Genomic DNA, 13,665 nt, shown 5'->3' on the forward strand with positions numbered 1-13,665 from the left:
GGATGCACCGTAGAGGCGCTGGTCGGCCGCGGCTAGATGCTGTTACCGACAAGTATGACCGGCGGTGGGTGTTTGCCTTCCGCCGGTTTTCCGTCCCGGTCGCCGGAGTTCGCCGTGCGGCGTCCGGTGCCGGGCCGGGCGTTCACACGCCCGCCGCTCCGAGCAGTGCTCCGGCCGCGTACGTCACGGCCATGGCGAGCGCTCCCCCGGCCATGTTGCGCAGCACCGCGCGGCGCGGGTCCGCCGCGCCGAGCCGTGCGCTGCTCCAGCCGGTGAGGGCGAGTGCGGCCAGTACGCAGACCACGGTGACGCCGAGCCGCCAGGCCGCCGGGGGCAGGACGATCGCGAGCAGCGGCAGCAGCGCGCCGGCGGTGAACGCGAGGAAGCTCGCCCAGGCGGCGTGCCACGGGTTGGTGAGGTCGTCGGGGTCGATGCCGAGTTCGACGGAGGCGTGGGCCTTCAGGGCGTCGCGTTCGGTGAGCTGTTCGGCCGCCTCGCGGGCCACCTGCCGTGACAGGCCGCGTTGTTCGAGGAGTCCGGTCAGCTCCTCCAGTTCGGCCTCGGGCGCGTCCCTGAGTTCGCGTCGCTCCATGGCCAGCGCGGCGAGTTCCGAGTCGCGCTGGGTGGAGACGGACACGTACTCGCCCGCGGCCATCGACATCGACCCGGCGAGCAGTCCCGCGAGGCCCGCGGTGAGCAGGGCGGAGCGGTTGTCGGTGGCGCCGGCCACGCCGACGACGAGGCCGGCGGTGGACACGATGCCGTCGTTGGCGCCCAGGACGGCGGCCCGGAGCCAGTTGAGCCGCGAGCCGAGTGTGCCGCCGTGGGCCTCGTCGTGCGTCGGTTCCGTCACACGGGGAGGATCGCACCCCGGGGTCGGGGCGCGCCGCACCGACCCGATGGTTCTCCGGTCCGTGTGTACGGTGCCGGGGCCTACCGGGGTGCCCTCACCACACCCGGACCGAGCCTCCTCTCGCGAACGCCGGGCTCGTCGCGTCGGCGGGCGGGGTGACGAGGGGTTCGGCGATCTCGGCCACCGTGGGGCCGACCTTCGCGGCGATCCCGTCGAGGTGGGCGAGGTCGAACCCGTAGACGCGGGCCGCGTTGCCGCCGACCATGGCGGCGACCTCCTCGCGGGGCAGTCCCGCGTACGCGATCCGCAGGCCTTCACGGGTGTAGGGGTGGGTGCCCTCGTCGTGCGGGTAGTCGCTGCCCCACATGATCTTGTCGAGGCCGATGCGGTCGCGCAGCGGGACCTCGTGAGGGCGCATGAAGCTGGCGCCGACGAAGCAGTGGTCGCGCCACACCTGGGAGGGGCCCTTGCCCATCGCCTCGCCCAGCCCGGCGCCGAACCGGGACTCCGCCGTCGCCGCCCGGCCGGCCGCCGCGACCAGCCGGCGGTGGTAGTAGTCCAGCATGTCGAGCACCCCGGGGATCCAGCCCGAGCCCTGTTCGGTGAGGACCAGCCGCAGGCCGGGGTGGCGGCCGAACACTCCGCCGAACACCAGGTGCCACAGGGCCCGGTGGGAGAACCAGGTCGTCTCCACCATGAAGACAGCGCGGGCCGCCGGTTCGTCGCCGAGGGGCGGCGAGGCCGAGCCTCCGTGGTGGTTGACCGGGACGCCGCGTTCGGCGCAGGCCGCCCAGATCGGGTCGTACGCCGTCGAGTACAGCTCGGGCAGGCCGGAGCCGGGGGGTGTGCCGGGCAGCAGCAGGCCGCCCGTCAGGCCGGCGTCGGCGGACCGGTGGATCTCCTCGACCGCTCGGCCGACGTCGTTCAGGAGGATCTGGAAGACGCCCGCGCGCCGGCCGGGTGCCGCGGCGCAGAAGTCCGCGAGCCAGCGGTTGTGGGCGCGCAGCCCCGCCCAGCGCTGCTCGAACTCCGCCGCGGTCGGGGCCGGGGCCATCAGGGACGCCGAGGGGAAGAAGGGCGGCACAGTGTTCGGGAAGACGACCTCCGCGACGATGCCGTCCTCCTCCAGCTCCGCGAGGCGCCGCGCGGAGTTCCAGTTCCGGTCGGCGGTCTCGGCGAGGAGGTCCTCGTAGGGGTTGACGTACGTGGCCGCCCAGGCGTCGAAGTCGTCGTGGTGGGCGCGCTCCAGGTACGGCCGGTAGTCGAGGAGGTCGGCGCCGGCGTGGCAGTCGGCGGAGATGACGGTGTAGCGGTCGTCGGTGGTCACGGGGTCACCCCCAGGTCGGGGAAGTCGTGGTCGGTCAGCCAGTGGCGGCCGACCTCGCGCGAGCGCGCCCAGGACGCCTCGACCGCCGACTGGTCCTCCGGCTGGCCGAGGTCGGCGGGTGTGGGTCCGATCCGCCGGGCGAGCGGGGCGAGTTCGGTGACGTCGAAGCCGAACACCTCGGCCGCGGCGAGTCCGAGCATGCGGCGGGTCTCCGCCACCGGGATGTCGTGGAAGGTCCTCGCCAGCCAGGCGCGGGTGTCGGGCCAGGTGCCCTCGGGGTGCGGGAAGTCGCTGCCCCAGAGGATGTTGTCGACGCCGATCTCGTAGCGCTGAGCGAGTTCGCGGCGTTTGGTGTTGGTCGCGCAGACGAACACCTGGCGGTCCAGGTACTCGTGCGGGGGCCGTTTCAGTTCGGCGAAGGGCGATAGCTTCTTGCCGCCGTGCGCGCCGAGGTAGAGCCGGTCCATGAACCACAGCAGGTTGGGCAGCCACCAGCAGCCGGACTCCGCGACACCGAAGCGGAGTCCGGGGTGCCGTTCGAAGACTCCGGACCAGAGCAGGAACCAGAGGGGGCGGGCGGGCCACCAGGTGACCTCGGAGACGTAGATCCCGAGGTGGTCGCCGTACTCGTGGCGGGGTGCGGCGCCGGAGTGGGTGAGCACGGGCATCCCGCACTCGGCGGCCGCCGCCCACACCGGGTCGTAACGGCGGTCGTGGTAGGGCTCCTTGTCGACCCACATGGACGGGATCATCAGGGCGCCGAGGCCCGACTCCCTGGCCCGGTGCACCTCGGCGACGACCCGGCCGGTCTCGCCCGTGACCGGCAGCAGTGCCACCCCGCAGTGCCGTTCGGGGTGTTCGGAGACGAACTCGGCGAGCCAGCGGTTGTGGGCCTGCGCGCCCGCCATGCCGAGGTCCGGGTCCTGGTCGCCGGAGAGGCCGAGGCCGACCCCGAAGGGCGCGGCGGTGCGGCTGTCGACGGCGTCCGCGTCGGGGAAGACGACCTCGGCGGCCACCCCGTCGCCGTCGAGTTCCTTGAGGCGCTGCGCGGTGTCCCAACCGCCGCGCAGACCTTCCTCGTTGTCCTCGAACCACTTGTCGGCGAACGTCTCGTTGCGGATGCCGAGGCGGGTCATCTCCTCGCGGCGCCGGCCCTGGCCCGCGAGGAACTCGTCGAAGTCCCGGTGGAACCGGGCGTCCAGGTAGGGCCGGTACTCCTCGGTGGGGAGTCCGGCGTGGCAGTCGGAGGAGATGATCAGATACGGGTCCTGTGCGGTCACCGCGCCCCCTCAGTCGAGGATGAAGCTTTCCAGGTAGGACGGATCGGCCCGGTCGAGCATCGACTGCGACCGGGCACGGATCTGCCGGTCGCTGTGCTCGCTCTCGGGCAGCAGCCAGAAGCGGTCCCGGCGGATTCCCTCGGCGACGAGGTCGGCGACCTGTTCCACGGGGGTGAACTGGACGTCGTGGCCCGACTCCCTCATCGCGGCCTCCCACTGGCCGAGGCTGCGGTACGGGGTCTTCCGGGGCCGCGCCTTGGCGTAGCGCTCGGGACGGTTGCGGTGGGACTCCCACAGGCCGGTGCGGAGCATGTGGGGTCCGGGGAAGAGGACGGAGGCACCCACGCGCGCGTGCTCCGCCTTCAGATGGGCGTACAGCGACTCGGTCATCGTCACCACGGCGGCCTTGGTGACGGCGTAGACGGAGGCGGTGGGCAGCGGGGCGATCCCGCCGTCGCCGGACGAGGTGTTGACGACGTGGCCCGGCTCACCGGCGGCGATCATCCGGGGGACGAACGCCTGGACGCCGTGGAAGACGCCCCACACGTTGACGGCGAAGGCCCACTTCCAGTCGTTCGGGTCGTGCTCCCACATGCGGCCCTCGGCGCCGGAGCCGACGCCCGCGTTGTTGCACAGGACGTGCACCGCGCCGTACGCGCTGTAGGCGTCCTCGGCGAGCGCGACGACCTCGGAGCGCTCACCGACGTCCACCACGCGCGCGTGCACGTCCGCGCCGTCCTCGCGCAGTTCCGCGGCGGCCTTGTCCAGCGCTCCCTCCTCGACGTCGGCGAGGACCACCTTCAGTCCCTCGGCGGCGAACCGTCGCGCCATCGCCAGCCCGATGCCGCTCGCGGCTCCGGTGACCACGGCGACCTGTCCCGCGCGCAGGTCCATCACACGCTCCCTTCGGGCGGGCCGTCGAGGATCTGCCGGGGGTCGTCGTAGCGCTGGTGGACGTACGGCAGCAGGGCCTGCGCGCTGACGCGTTCGACGACCCTGCCCTGCTGGTCGGTGGTCTTCTCGCCGATGGTGATCTCCACGAGCCGGCGGACGGGGAGGTCGGCGACCGGGTCGTACATCGACTCGCGCAGGACGACGTCACCGGTGACGCGCTCCAGCCGGCGGACCTTCTCGTTGCGCACGCAGTGCACGAGGACCGGGTCGAGGTCGAATCCCGAACCGTCCACCGCGGGAAGGAACTTGAAGTAGAAGTCGGTCTTGCGCGCGGGGTCCGGCAGCGGCAGGTCGCCGCTCACCGCGCCGCGCACCTCGACGAAGGCGATGCCGTGCCGGGCGAGGGCGGCACGCACCACGAGCCCGTCCCGCTCGACCGTCACCTCGCCGAGCTTCTTGGGTTCCCCGAAGACCTCGCGCCCGCCGGTCAGGGCCCGTTCGTGGGTCATCGGCATGACCAGCGGGTACCAGCCCTCGACGCCGTCGTGCGCGGCGGCGACGGCGAACGAGCCGGCGCCCAGCGGGTATCCGGGCAGATCGACCTTGCTGATGTTCACGCGGACCAGGGGCCGCGCGGTGGGCTTCAGCGGCGGCGGCAGGACCGCCGCGACCGCGTCCGGGTCGCTCTCCCAGACGGCCACCACTCCGGTGGACCAGATGTCGGGGAGCCGGGAGTTCGCGGTGCGCGCGGCGGCGATCTCCGCCTCGGTGCGTGCCCCGTACCTCACTCGTGCCATGTCGTACCGCCCTTCGCGGGGGAAGCAGCAGCTTTCTGATGGTCCGTCACTGGCGCCTGTAACACAGTTACAGCAGACTGCTCGAAGGGTGAAGACACGTGCAGGCACGGAATCGGGGAGCGCCATGGGAAGACCCGCACTCACCCGCGAGGAGGTCCTGGAGACCGCCGCAGGTCTGGTGAAGCGGCACGGTCCGGACGCCCTGACGATGCGAGGGCTCGCCGCCGAGCTGGGCACCGCCGTCACCTCGATCTACTGGCACGTCGGCAACCGGGAGTCGCTTCTCGACGCCCTCGTCGAACGCACCGTGGCCGACCTCGGCGAGATCCGGGCCGCCGGGCGCACACCCGCCGCCCGCGTCGTCTCGGTCGCCCGGGCCCTGCGCCGACAGTTGCTGGAGCATCCCCACCTCGTGGCGATGGTCCACGAACGCGGCCTCACCGAACGGATGTTCCTGCCCGCCCGGCAGGCCCTGGTGCGCGAGGTGCACGCGGCGGGGCTGCGCGGGGCGCGGGCGGCCGAGGTCGTCCGCGCGGTGCTCTTCCAGGTCGTCGGCTTCGTCCTCGTCGAGCGCAACCGGGAGCGCGCTCCCGTGCAGCGGCCCGCCGAGGAGGAACTGTGGGACGTGCGGACCGCACAGGGCGACCCCGCCCTGGCACGCGCACTGAGCCGGCCGGCCGACCCGGAGCGGCTGTTCGTCGTGTCCGTACGGGCACTGGTGGAGGCCCTGCTGGCCGGCTGACCCGGAGCACGGAGAGCGCGGCCGTCGGCCGGCCCGGCCGACGGCGGACACGGGCCGCCGAGGGCGGGGACGTCATGGCGGCACCGGGCCGAGATCCCGCACCCGCACCCGTCCCGGCAGCCGTCCCGGGGGCGCCCCGGCGTCAACTCCGGGGCACAACACACCCGTGCGGGAGGTCCCGCGCGCGGTGCCACGTCCGGGGCCCGGGGAGTGCCGCGTTCCGGGAAGGCGGCAGCGGAGCTGTCAGTCACGGCCCGTATCCTCAGTGACCATGCTCGAAGACCTCACGACCGCAGCGTCCCCAGCCTCCTGGCCGGCCGCGTATCCGCAGGGATACGCGGTCGTTGACGTGGAGACCACAGGACTGGCCCGCGACGACCGGATAATCTCCGCCGCCGTCTACCGGCTGGACGCGCGCGGCGAGGTCGAGGACCACTGGTACACGATGGTCAATCCCGAGCGCGACCCGGGCCCGGTGTGGATCCACGGGCTCACCAGCGACATGCTCGAAGGGGCGCCCCTCTTCCCGGAGATCGCCGAGGAGTTCGCCGCACGGCTCGACGGCCGCGTCCTCGTCGCGCACAACGCGGTCTTCGACTGGTCGATGATCGCCCGCGAGTACGCGCGCGCGGAGCGCGAGGCGCCGGTGCGTCAGCGGCTGTGCACCATCGCCCTCTCCAAGGAGCTGGGCCTGCCGCTGCCCAACCACAAGCTGGAGTCGCTGGCCGCGCATTTCGGGGTCGTGCAGCAGCGTGCGCACCACGCACTGGACGACGCCCGCGTGCTGGCCGAGGCGTTCCGGCCGAGCCTGCGGGCCGCGGCGCGCGACGGGGTGCGCCTGCCCCTCCTCGAATGCCTGCCGCTCAAGGAGTGGTCCGGCAGCCCGTCGGCGCCCCGGATCGGCCGGCAGGCCGGAGGGTACGCGTCGGGCGGCTACCCCTCGGGGAGTTGGCGCCCCTCGCGCAAGCGTCCGGCATGCCCCTATCCCAACCCCGGGCGGTACGAGTCGGGCAAACCACTCAAGCAGGGCATGCGCGTCGCGTTCTCGGGGGACACCTCCGTCGACCGCGAACTGCTGGAGGACCGCGCCGTGGAGGCGGGACTGCACGTCGCGACGAGCCTGTCCCGGCTCACCAGCCTGCTCGTGACGAACGACCCCGACGCCGCCACGTCGAAGGTCGTCAAGGCCCGGCAGTTCGGGACGCCGGTGATCGACGAGGCCGCGTTCGGACAGCTGCTGCACGACGTCGAACCCGCGTCGCACGGGTGACGGACGTACGGGTGGCCGAACGGGCACGGGAGAGTGACGGGCGTACGGGTGATTGACGCGCGACTCGCCCGGCCCCCGCTCGCCCGCGCCGCCGCGGCACTCCACCCTGTGGCGCATGGCGAGATGCGAAGTATGCGGCAATGACTACGGAATGAGCTTCGAGGTGCACGCGCAGGGCGCGGTGCACGTCTTCGACTGCTTCTCCTGCGCGATCCACCGGATGGCCCCGATCTGCGAGCACTGTCGGGTGCAGGTCATCGGCCAGGGCGTCGAGGTCGAGGGCCACTGGTACTGCGGCGCGCACTGCGCCCGCGCGGAGGGCAGGACGGGGGTCGTCGACAAGGTCTGAGCCTCGGACCACCTCGGGAGCAGGCCACGCGCGGCCCTCGGCGGGACCCTCCCGTCGGGGGCCGAAACCGTGCCGAGTACCGTCAATGGGGTGTACCGCTTCCTGTTGTCCCGGCAGTGGGTGATCCTCACCCTCGTGGCCCTCGTGCTCGTCCCCACGATGATCAAGCTGGGCTTCTGGCAGCTGCACCGGCACGAGCACAAGGTCGCCCTGAACACGGTGATCTCCGACTCGCTGGCGGCGAAGCCGGTACCCGCCGAGACGCTCACCGCGCCGGGCCGGCACATCCGGCACGACGACCTGTACCGCCGCGTCAGTGCCACGGGGCACTTCGACACCGCGCACGAAGAGGTCGTCCGCCGCCGCACCAACTCCGACGGCGAGGTCGGCTATCACGTCCTGACGCCGTTCGTGCTGACCGACGGCCGGGTCCTCCTGGTCAACCGCGGCTGGGTCCCGGCGGACGGCGCGCAGACCGCCTTCCCGAAGATCCCCGCCCCCGAGCGCGGCGAGATCACCGTCACCGGCCGGCTGATGGCCGACCAGACGACCGCCGACAGCGGCATCAAGAACGTCCGCGGGCTGCCCGACCGTCAGGTCATGCTGATCAACAGCCGGCAGCAGGCGCAGCGGCTCGGCGAGGAGGTCCTCGGCGGCTACGTCGAGCAGACCGCGCCGCGTCCCGGGGGCGACTCCCCGGAACTGATCCCGGACCCCGAGCACAGCGACATCGGTCCGCACATGGCGTACGCGATCCAGTGGTGGCTGTTCTCCGCGGGCGTCCCCTTCGGCTGGGTGGTCCTGGTCCGCCGTGAGCGCCGTGACCGCGCGGAGGCCGCGGCCGCGGCGACGGCCCCGGAAGAGGAAGCGGAGCCGGCGGGCGTCTAGGAGCATCCGCTCCCCGGAGCGCTGTCGCCGCTCCTGCCACTCCGGCGGCCCGATTGGCGCTCGCCGCGGTCGGGAACCGGTCCTCCGTGCACCGACGCATCGAGGACTACGCGCTCATCGGGGACGAACAGACCGCCGCTCTGGTGGGCCGCGACGGGTCCGTCGACTGGCTGTGCCTTCCCCGCTTCGACTCCGCCGCCTGCTTCGCGGCCCTGCTGGGCGACGAGGGCAACGGCCACTGGCGGATCGCGCCCGAGGGCGCCGACGTGTGCACCCGGCGCGCGTACCGCCCCGACACCCTGGTGCTCGACACCGAGTGGGACACCGCCGAGGGGTCCGTCCGGGTGACCGACCTGATGCCGCAACGGGAGCACGCCCCCGATCTCGTGCGCGTCGTCGAGGGACTCGGCGGCCGGGTGCGGATGAACAGCCGGCTCCAGCTGCGCTTCGACTACGGGTCGGTCGTCCCCTGGATGCGGAAGTCGGACGGGCACCGGGTGGCGGTCGCGGGCCCGGACTCGGTGTGGCTGCGCAGCGAGCCGCCCGTCCCCACCTGGGGCAAGAACTTCCGCACCTACTCCGAGTTCACCGTCGAGGCGGGTCAGAAGGTCGCCTTCGTCCTGACCTGGCATCCCTCGCACCGCCCGCGCCCGCCGCTCAGCGATCCCTTCGCGTCGCTGGAGACGAGCGTCACGGACTGGCGGGCGTGGGCCGCCCGCTGCCGTTACGAGGGACCGCACCGGGACGTCGTCGTGCGCTCCCTGCTCACGCTGAAGGCCCTCACCTACGCGCCGACCGGCGGCATCGTGGCCGCCCCGACCACCTCGCTCCCCGAGGAGCTGGGCGGTGTCCGCAACTGGGACTACCGCTACTGCTGGCTGCGCGACTCCACGCTCACCCTGGGGGCGCTGCTCGCGGCCGGCTATCAGGAGGAGGCCGAGGCCTGGCGCGACTGGCTGCTGCGGGCGGTCGCGGGCGACCCGGCGGACCTGCAGATCATGTACGGCCTGTCGGGCGAACGCCGGCTGTCGGAGTACGAGATCCCGTGGCTGTCCGGGTACGCGGGCTCCTCGCCCGTCCGGGTCGGCAACAGCGCCGTCGAGCAGTTGCAGCTCGACGTGTACGGCGAGGTCATCGACTCGCTGTGGCTCGCGCGGCGTTCGGGCCTGCCGTCGAGGCCGCACATGTGGCGGGTGCAGTGCGCCATGATGGACTTCCTGCGGGTGGCGTGGCGGCAGCCGGACGAGGGGATCTGGGAGATCCGCGGCCCGCGCCGGCACTTCGTCTACTCCAAGGTGATGGCCTGGGTGGCCGCCGACCGCGCCGTGCGCACCCTGGAGGAGGACCCGTCGCTCGAAGGCGACCTGGAGGGCTGGCGGGCGATGCGCGACGCGGTGCACCGCGAGGTGTGCGAGCGCGGCTTCGACGCCGAACGCAACACGTTCACCCAGTCCTACGGCTCGGCGGAACTCGACGCCGCCCTGCTGCTCATCCCCCATGTCGGCTTCCTGCCCGCCGACGACCCGAAGGTGATCGGCACGGTGGACGCGGTCCGTGCCGAACTCGCGCCCGACGGTCTCCTGGTGCGCCGCTACAGCGCGGCGACGACCGATGTCGACGGGCTCCCCGGTGACGAGGGCACCTTCGTCGTCTGCTCGTTCTGGCTCGCCGACGCCCTGTATCTGACGGGCCGTACGCAGGAGGCGCGCGAGCTGTTCGAGCGGCTGGTCGGTCTCACCAACGACGTGGGGCTGCTGTCCGAGGAGTACGACCCCGTCGCGGAGCGCCAGCTCGGCAACTTCCCGCAGGCGTTCAGCCACATCGGCCTGGTGGTGACCGCCCTCAGCCTCTTCGGGGTACCGCCCGCGAACCCGCCGGTGGAGGGCGGGGGCACACCCGACGGGGCGTAGTGGGCTCCGCCCGCCCGGGCGGCGCCCACCCTGGAGACGGCCCACGGCATGGGGGAGGATGGGCGCCATGGATCTTGGACTGAAGGATCGTGTGTACGTCGTCACGGGTGCCACCCGTGGCCTGGGCAACGCCGCCGCGCGGGAACTCGTCGCCGACGGCGCGAAGGTGGTGCTGAGCGGGCGCGACGCGAAGAGCGCGGCCGACGCCGCCGCCGCGCTCGGCCCGAACGCCGTCGGGGTGGCGGCGGACAACGCCGACCCCGAGGCCCCGGCCCGCCTGATCGCGGCCGCCCGGGAGCACTTCGGCGCCTTCGACGGCATCCTCATCAGCGTCGGCGGACCGCCGCCGGGCTTCGCCGCGGACAACACCGACGAGCAGTGGACGGCCGCCTTCGAGTCGGTCTTCCTCGGCGCGGTGCGGCTGGCCCGCGCGGCCGCCGCGGAACTCGGCGCGGGCGGCGCCGTCGGCTTCGTGCTCTCCGGCTCGGTGTACGAGCCGATCGGCGGGCTCACCATCTCCAACGGACTGCGTCCGGGCCTCGCGGGCTTCGCCAAGTCCCTCGCGGACGAGCTGGGCCCGCGCGGCATCCGCGTCGTCGGACTGCTGCCCTCACGCATCGACACGGACCGGGTCCGCGAGCTGGACGGTCTGTCGGCCGACCCCGAGGCCACCCGGGCGGCCAACGAGTCGCGTATCCCGCTGCGCCGCTACGGCACCCCGGAGGAGTTCGGCCGCACGGCCGCGTTCCTGCTCTCCCCCGCCGCCTCGTACCTGACCGGCATCATGGTTCCGGTCGACGGCGGGATGCGCAGCGGGTTCTGACCGGTCCGCTCAGGTCACGCGCTCCGCGCGGTGCTTGACGCCGCGCAGCCGCACCTCCGCCGGGAGCGCCGCGAGCCCCGCCGAGTTCCGCGCGTGCGCGAGGGCCTCGACGGTCAGCTGGTGCAGCGCCTGTCCGGGGTCGACGTGCGGTTCCAGCAGGAGTCGTACGTGCGCCTCGGGCAGGGTGCGGCGGCCGGTCAGGCGGACCCGGGCCGTGTCGACGCCGCCCAGCCCGTCGGCCTCGGCGGCCAGCACGCTCTCCAGCGCCCGCCCGCGCAGCAGGGCGCCCTCTCCGTCACCGGTGTCGACGAGCACCTCGGCGAGGCGCCGGCGCCGGAGGTCGGCGAACAGCCACCACAGGGCGAGCAGCACGAGGACCGCGAGGGCGGCGATGACGACGGGCCACCACCAGCCCTGGTCGCGCCACTTGGTCCGTTCGGCGGTGCTGAGGAGCACGTCGTGACGTCCGTCGTGGATCCACCACGAGGGCGGCTTGACGCCGAGCCCGATGGCGAGGACGGAGCCGCCGAGGGCGAGCAGGACGAGTCCGGCCAGCCCGATCAGTACGCGGTTGACGGTCCGGCGCACGGACCTCACCCCTTCCGTCCGGGACGGGCGACCCGCACCGAGAGGCCCGGTGAGCGGGACAGCCCCAGTCCCTGGATGCCGTCGGTGAGCGTGGAGTCCAGGTCGGCACGGACGTCGTCGAGTTCGCGGAAGTGGCACACCGCGCGGACGTCGACCTTGCGCCGCTTCACGCGGACCCGGACCGACTGGACGCCGGCGACCTCCATGGCGCGGTCGCGCAGGGCCATCGCGGCGGCTCCCCGGTGCAGCCCGGCCCGTACGTCGCGGTGGGTGCGCCGCATGGGCAGCACGTCGCGCAGTCCGGGGGTGGCGGCGAGCAGGATCAGCCAGAGCCCGAGCGCGGCGGCGATGCCGGCGCCCACGAGGACGGCGGTGTCGTCGAGAGGCCGCTCGGCGAGCTGCCGGGCGAACCACTTGCGCAGTTCGAGCGCGGAGCGCCCGGCGCGGACGGCCGCGACGTCGTACAGGAAGAATCCGGCGATCACGAAGAGCAGGATCGCGAGGACGCACGCCGGAACGCGTCGCGCGGACCAGAAGCGGCCCTGTCGGGCGTCCTTGTCGTCCAGCGTCTCCAGCGGTTCGTAGGCCGCCGCCGAAGCGGACTGGCCGAGCCCGCCGGCGTCGTCCGGCTTCTCCAGCACCGGCAGCTTCCGGGTGTTCTCGGAGCCCTGGGGCTCGCTCATCGCGTCCTCCCCTGTACCGAACCCGGCCCGTGTGCCAGGTGCAGCCGCTCCACCTGGACGGCGACCTCCGGCACTTCCATTCCCGCCAACGCCTCTACCCGCTCCGCGACATGACGACGCACCGCGTTGCACTGGCCACCGATGTCGGAGGGGTATCCGAGTTCGAGACTGACCCGGACCTGGGCGCTGTGCGTCGGACGGTCGCCCTCTCCCCCGGCGCCGGACGACTGCCTCCGGACGACGACGGTCGCGTGCGGGGGCACGGCGTCGGGCGGCAGCGGCGGGAGTGCCTCGCGCGCCGCCTGCGACGCGATCTTCGCGACGACCCGGTCGGCGATCCGGGTGGCGCCCCGCTCGGGCGCCACCACGGTCGTCACGCCCGGCCGGGTCTCATCGAGCCGGTCGACCTGACCTGGCACGGGTCACCGCCGCCGGTCGTCACGGGCGCGGAACAGGTCGCCCACGTCCAGGTCCCCCTCGAGGAACCGTCCGACGAAGAACCCGACGGCGCCCAGAGCGGCCACCAGGAGAAAGGCGCCGAATCCGCCGAAGTACCCGGCGAAGGCCAGCGCCATACCGGCGATCATGCCGACAACGGCCAAGCTCATGGTGCGCTCCTCAGCGGTTCGGCGGCCGTGTGATCACGCGTGACCCGGTGGCCGGGTGGTGGGACGGGGCGTTCCGGTGACCCGGGCGTCACTGGAGACGGGACTCCGGTTCCTCGTCTTCTTCCTCGGGAAGCTTCACATCACTCACCGCGATGTTGACTTCGACCACTTCGAGGCCGGTCATGCGCTCGACGGCGGCGACGACGTTCTCGCGCACGTCACGCGCCACGTCGGCGATGGAGACGCCGTAGTCGACGACGATCTCCAGGTCGAGGGCGGTCTGCACCTCGCCGACCTCGGCCTTCACACCACGGGTCACGGACTTGCTGCTGCTGGTGCCGGGCACCCGGTCGCGCATCGCGCCGATGGTCCGGCTCATCCCGCTGCCCATCGCGTGGACGCCGACGACGTCCCGCGCGGCGAGCCCGGCGATCTTCTCCACGACACCGTCGGCGATGGTGGTCCGCCCGCGCGTGGCGGGGTCCCCGCCGCCGCGCTTGGTGGGCCTGCGCCCGGCCTCCTTCTCGGCGTCGGGGCTGTCCGTCCGGTTCCGCTCGGTCATATCGGTCATTGCCGTACGTCCCTTTCGGTCGTCCTCCTGAGGCCACAGTAGGTCGGGTCGCGCGGTCGCGCGCCCGGTGATGGGGCAGGCT

The 13,665-nt window shown here is 73.0% G+C and carries 16 protein-coding genes; 6 read left to right on the plus strand and 10 right to left on the minus strand.

All coding sequences use genetic code 11. The features are described 5' to 3' along the window. Positions 1 to 142: 142 nt before the first annotated feature. From B0675_RS35350 to B0675_RS35370, 5 genes are all read right to left on the minus strand, one after another. A complete protein-coding gene (locus tag B0675_RS35350) occupies positions 143 to 853 on the minus strand; it encodes a VIT family protein (RefSeq protein WP_081223674.1) in 711 nt (236 codons plus the stop codon). 94 nt (positions 854 to 947) lie between these two features. Further along, complete coding sequence (locus B0675_RS35355) at positions 948 to 2,180, minus strand: amidohydrolase family protein (RefSeq protein ID WP_081223675.1); 1,233 nt, start codon at positions 2,178 to 2,180, stop codon at positions 948 to 950. Next, positions 2,177 to 3,460: an amidohydrolase family protein gene (locus B0675_RS35360; protein WP_081223676.1), complete on the minus strand. Its 1,284-nt coding sequence runs from the start codon at positions 3,458 to 3,460 to the stop codon at positions 2,177 to 2,179. The genes B0675_RS35355 and B0675_RS35360 overlap by 4 nt, the downstream gene beginning before the upstream one ends. A 9-nt stretch (positions 3,461 to 3,469) precedes the next feature. Next, the gene (locus B0675_RS35365) at positions 3,470 to 4,354 is read right to left on the minus strand and encodes an SDR family NAD(P)-dependent oxidoreductase (RefSeq protein WP_081223677.1); all 885 of its coding nucleotides are present in this window, start codon (positions 4,352 to 4,354) and stop codon (positions 3,470 to 3,472) included. Further along, complete coding sequence (locus B0675_RS35370; protein WP_081223678.1) at positions 4,354 to 5,151, minus strand: acetoacetate decarboxylase family protein; 798 nt, start codon at positions 5,149 to 5,151, stop codon at positions 4,354 to 4,356. The genes B0675_RS35365 and B0675_RS35370 overlap by 1 nt, the downstream gene beginning before the upstream one ends. Positions 5,152 to 5,275: 124 nt before the next feature. Here B0675_RS35370 and B0675_RS35375 point away from each other — a divergent pair, with 124 nt between their 5' ends. The 6 genes from B0675_RS35375 to B0675_RS35400 all read left to right on the plus strand — a co-directional run bounded on the left by B0675_RS35375 (position 5,276) and on the right by B0675_RS35400 (position 11,133). Next, positions 5,276 to 5,893: a TetR/AcrR family transcriptional regulator gene (locus B0675_RS35375; RefSeq protein ID WP_081223679.1), complete on the plus strand. Its 618-nt coding sequence runs from the start codon at positions 5,276 to 5,278 to the stop codon at positions 5,891 to 5,893. A 271-nt stretch (positions 5,894 to 6,164) separates the two neighbouring features. Beyond that, positions 6,165 to 7,163, plus strand: coding sequence for a DEDDh family exonuclease (locus B0675_RS35380; protein ID WP_081223680.1), 999 nt, complete (start codon positions 6,165 to 6,167; stop codon positions 7,161 to 7,163). A 115-nt stretch (positions 7,164 to 7,278) separates the two neighbouring features. Then, positions 7,279 to 7,512 carry a hypothetical protein gene (locus tag B0675_RS35385; protein ID WP_081223681.1) on the plus strand — a complete coding sequence of 78 codons (234 nt, stop codon included), beginning with the start codon at positions 7,279 to 7,281 and terminating at the stop codon, positions 7,510 to 7,512. Between the two features lie 90 nt (positions 7,513 to 7,602). Then, entirely contained in the window at positions 7,603 to 8,400 is a 798-nt protein-coding gene (locus tag B0675_RS35390) for an SURF1 family protein (RefSeq protein ID WP_081223682.1), read from the plus strand. An 86-nt stretch (positions 8,401 to 8,486) separates the two neighbouring features. Beyond that, entirely contained in the window at positions 8,487 to 10,310 is a 1,824-nt protein-coding gene (locus tag B0675_RS35395) for a glycoside hydrolase family 15 protein (RefSeq protein ID WP_081224064.1), read from the plus strand. Positions 10,311 to 10,377: 67 nt separating this feature from the next. Further along, the gene (locus B0675_RS35400; protein WP_081223683.1) at positions 10,378 to 11,133 is read left to right on the plus strand and encodes an SDR family oxidoreductase; all 756 of its coding nucleotides are present in this window, start codon (positions 10,378 to 10,380) and stop codon (positions 11,131 to 11,133) included. A 9-nt stretch (positions 11,134 to 11,142) separates the two neighbouring features. On the opposite strand, the gene amaP is transcribed toward B0675_RS35400, so the two are convergent. The 5 genes from amaP to B0675_RS35425 form a co-directional block, all read right to left on the minus strand. Further along, positions 11,143 to 11,730: an alkaline shock response membrane anchor protein AmaP gene (gene amaP, locus B0675_RS35405; RefSeq protein ID WP_081223684.1), complete on the minus strand. Its 588-nt coding sequence runs from the start codon at positions 11,728 to 11,730 to the stop codon at positions 11,143 to 11,145. Continuing rightward, the gene (locus tag B0675_RS35410; protein WP_081223685.1) at positions 11,727 to 12,404 is read right to left on the minus strand and encodes a DUF6286 domain-containing protein; all 678 of its coding nucleotides are present in this window, start codon (positions 12,402 to 12,404) and stop codon (positions 11,727 to 11,729) included. Before B0675_RS35410 ends, amaP begins: the two co-directional genes overlap by 4 nt. Next, entirely contained in the window at positions 12,401 to 12,781 is a 381-nt protein-coding gene (locus B0675_RS35415; RefSeq protein WP_081223686.1) for an Asp23/Gls24 family envelope stress response protein, read from the minus strand. The genes B0675_RS35410 and B0675_RS35415 overlap by 4 nt, the downstream gene beginning before the upstream one ends. A 45-nt stretch (positions 12,782 to 12,826) precedes the next feature. Then, positions 12,827 to 13,012, minus strand: coding sequence for a hypothetical protein (locus tag B0675_RS35420; RefSeq protein ID WP_081223687.1), 186 nt, complete (start codon positions 13,010 to 13,012; stop codon positions 12,827 to 12,829). A gap of 88 nt (positions 13,013 to 13,100) precedes the next feature. Further along, positions 13,101 to 13,583: an Asp23/Gls24 family envelope stress response protein gene (locus tag B0675_RS35425; protein WP_081223688.1), complete on the minus strand. Its 483-nt coding sequence runs from the start codon at positions 13,581 to 13,583 to the stop codon at positions 13,101 to 13,103. Positions 13,584 to 13,665 lie beyond the last annotated feature (82 nt).

This window comes from Streptomyces sp. M41(2017) (genome assembly GCF_002078175.1).
GTDB lineage: Bacteria > Actinomycetota > Actinomycetes > Streptomycetales > Streptomycetaceae > Streptomyces.

Coding starts and splice junctions, on each gene's coding strand:
- B0675_RS35400 (WP_081223683.1), top strand. CDS start 10,378: ATGGATCTTGGACTGAAGGATCGTGTGTACGTCGTCACGGGTGCCACC.
- B0675_RS35365 (WP_081223677.1), bottom strand. CDS start 4,354: ATGGACCTGCGCGCGGGACAGGTCGCCGTGGTCACCGGAGCCGCGAGC.
- B0675_RS35410 (WP_081223685.1), bottom strand. CDS start 12,404: ATGAGCGAGCCCCAGGGCTCCGAGAACACCCGGAAGCTGCCGGTGCTG.
- B0675_RS35425 (WP_081223688.1), bottom strand. CDS start 13,583: ATGACCGATATGACCGAGCGGAACCGGACGGACAGCCCCGACGCCGAG.
- B0675_RS35375 (WP_081223679.1), top strand. CDS start 5,276: ATGGGAAGACCCGCACTCACCCGCGAGGAGGTCCTGGAGACCGCCGCA.
- B0675_RS35380 (WP_081223680.1), top strand. CDS start 6,165: ATGCTCGAAGACCTCACGACCGCAGCGTCCCCAGCCTCCTGGCCGGCC.
- B0675_RS35420 (WP_081223687.1), bottom strand. CDS start 13,012: ATGAGCTTGGCCGTTGTCGGCATGATCGCCGGTATGGCGCTGGCCTTC.
- B0675_RS35370 (WP_081223678.1), bottom strand. CDS start 5,151: ATGGCACGAGTGAGGTACGGGGCACGCACCGAGGCGGAGATCGCCGCC.
- B0675_RS35385 (WP_081223681.1), top strand. CDS start 7,279: ATGGCGAGATGCGAAGTATGCGGCAATGACTACGGAATGAGCTTCGAG.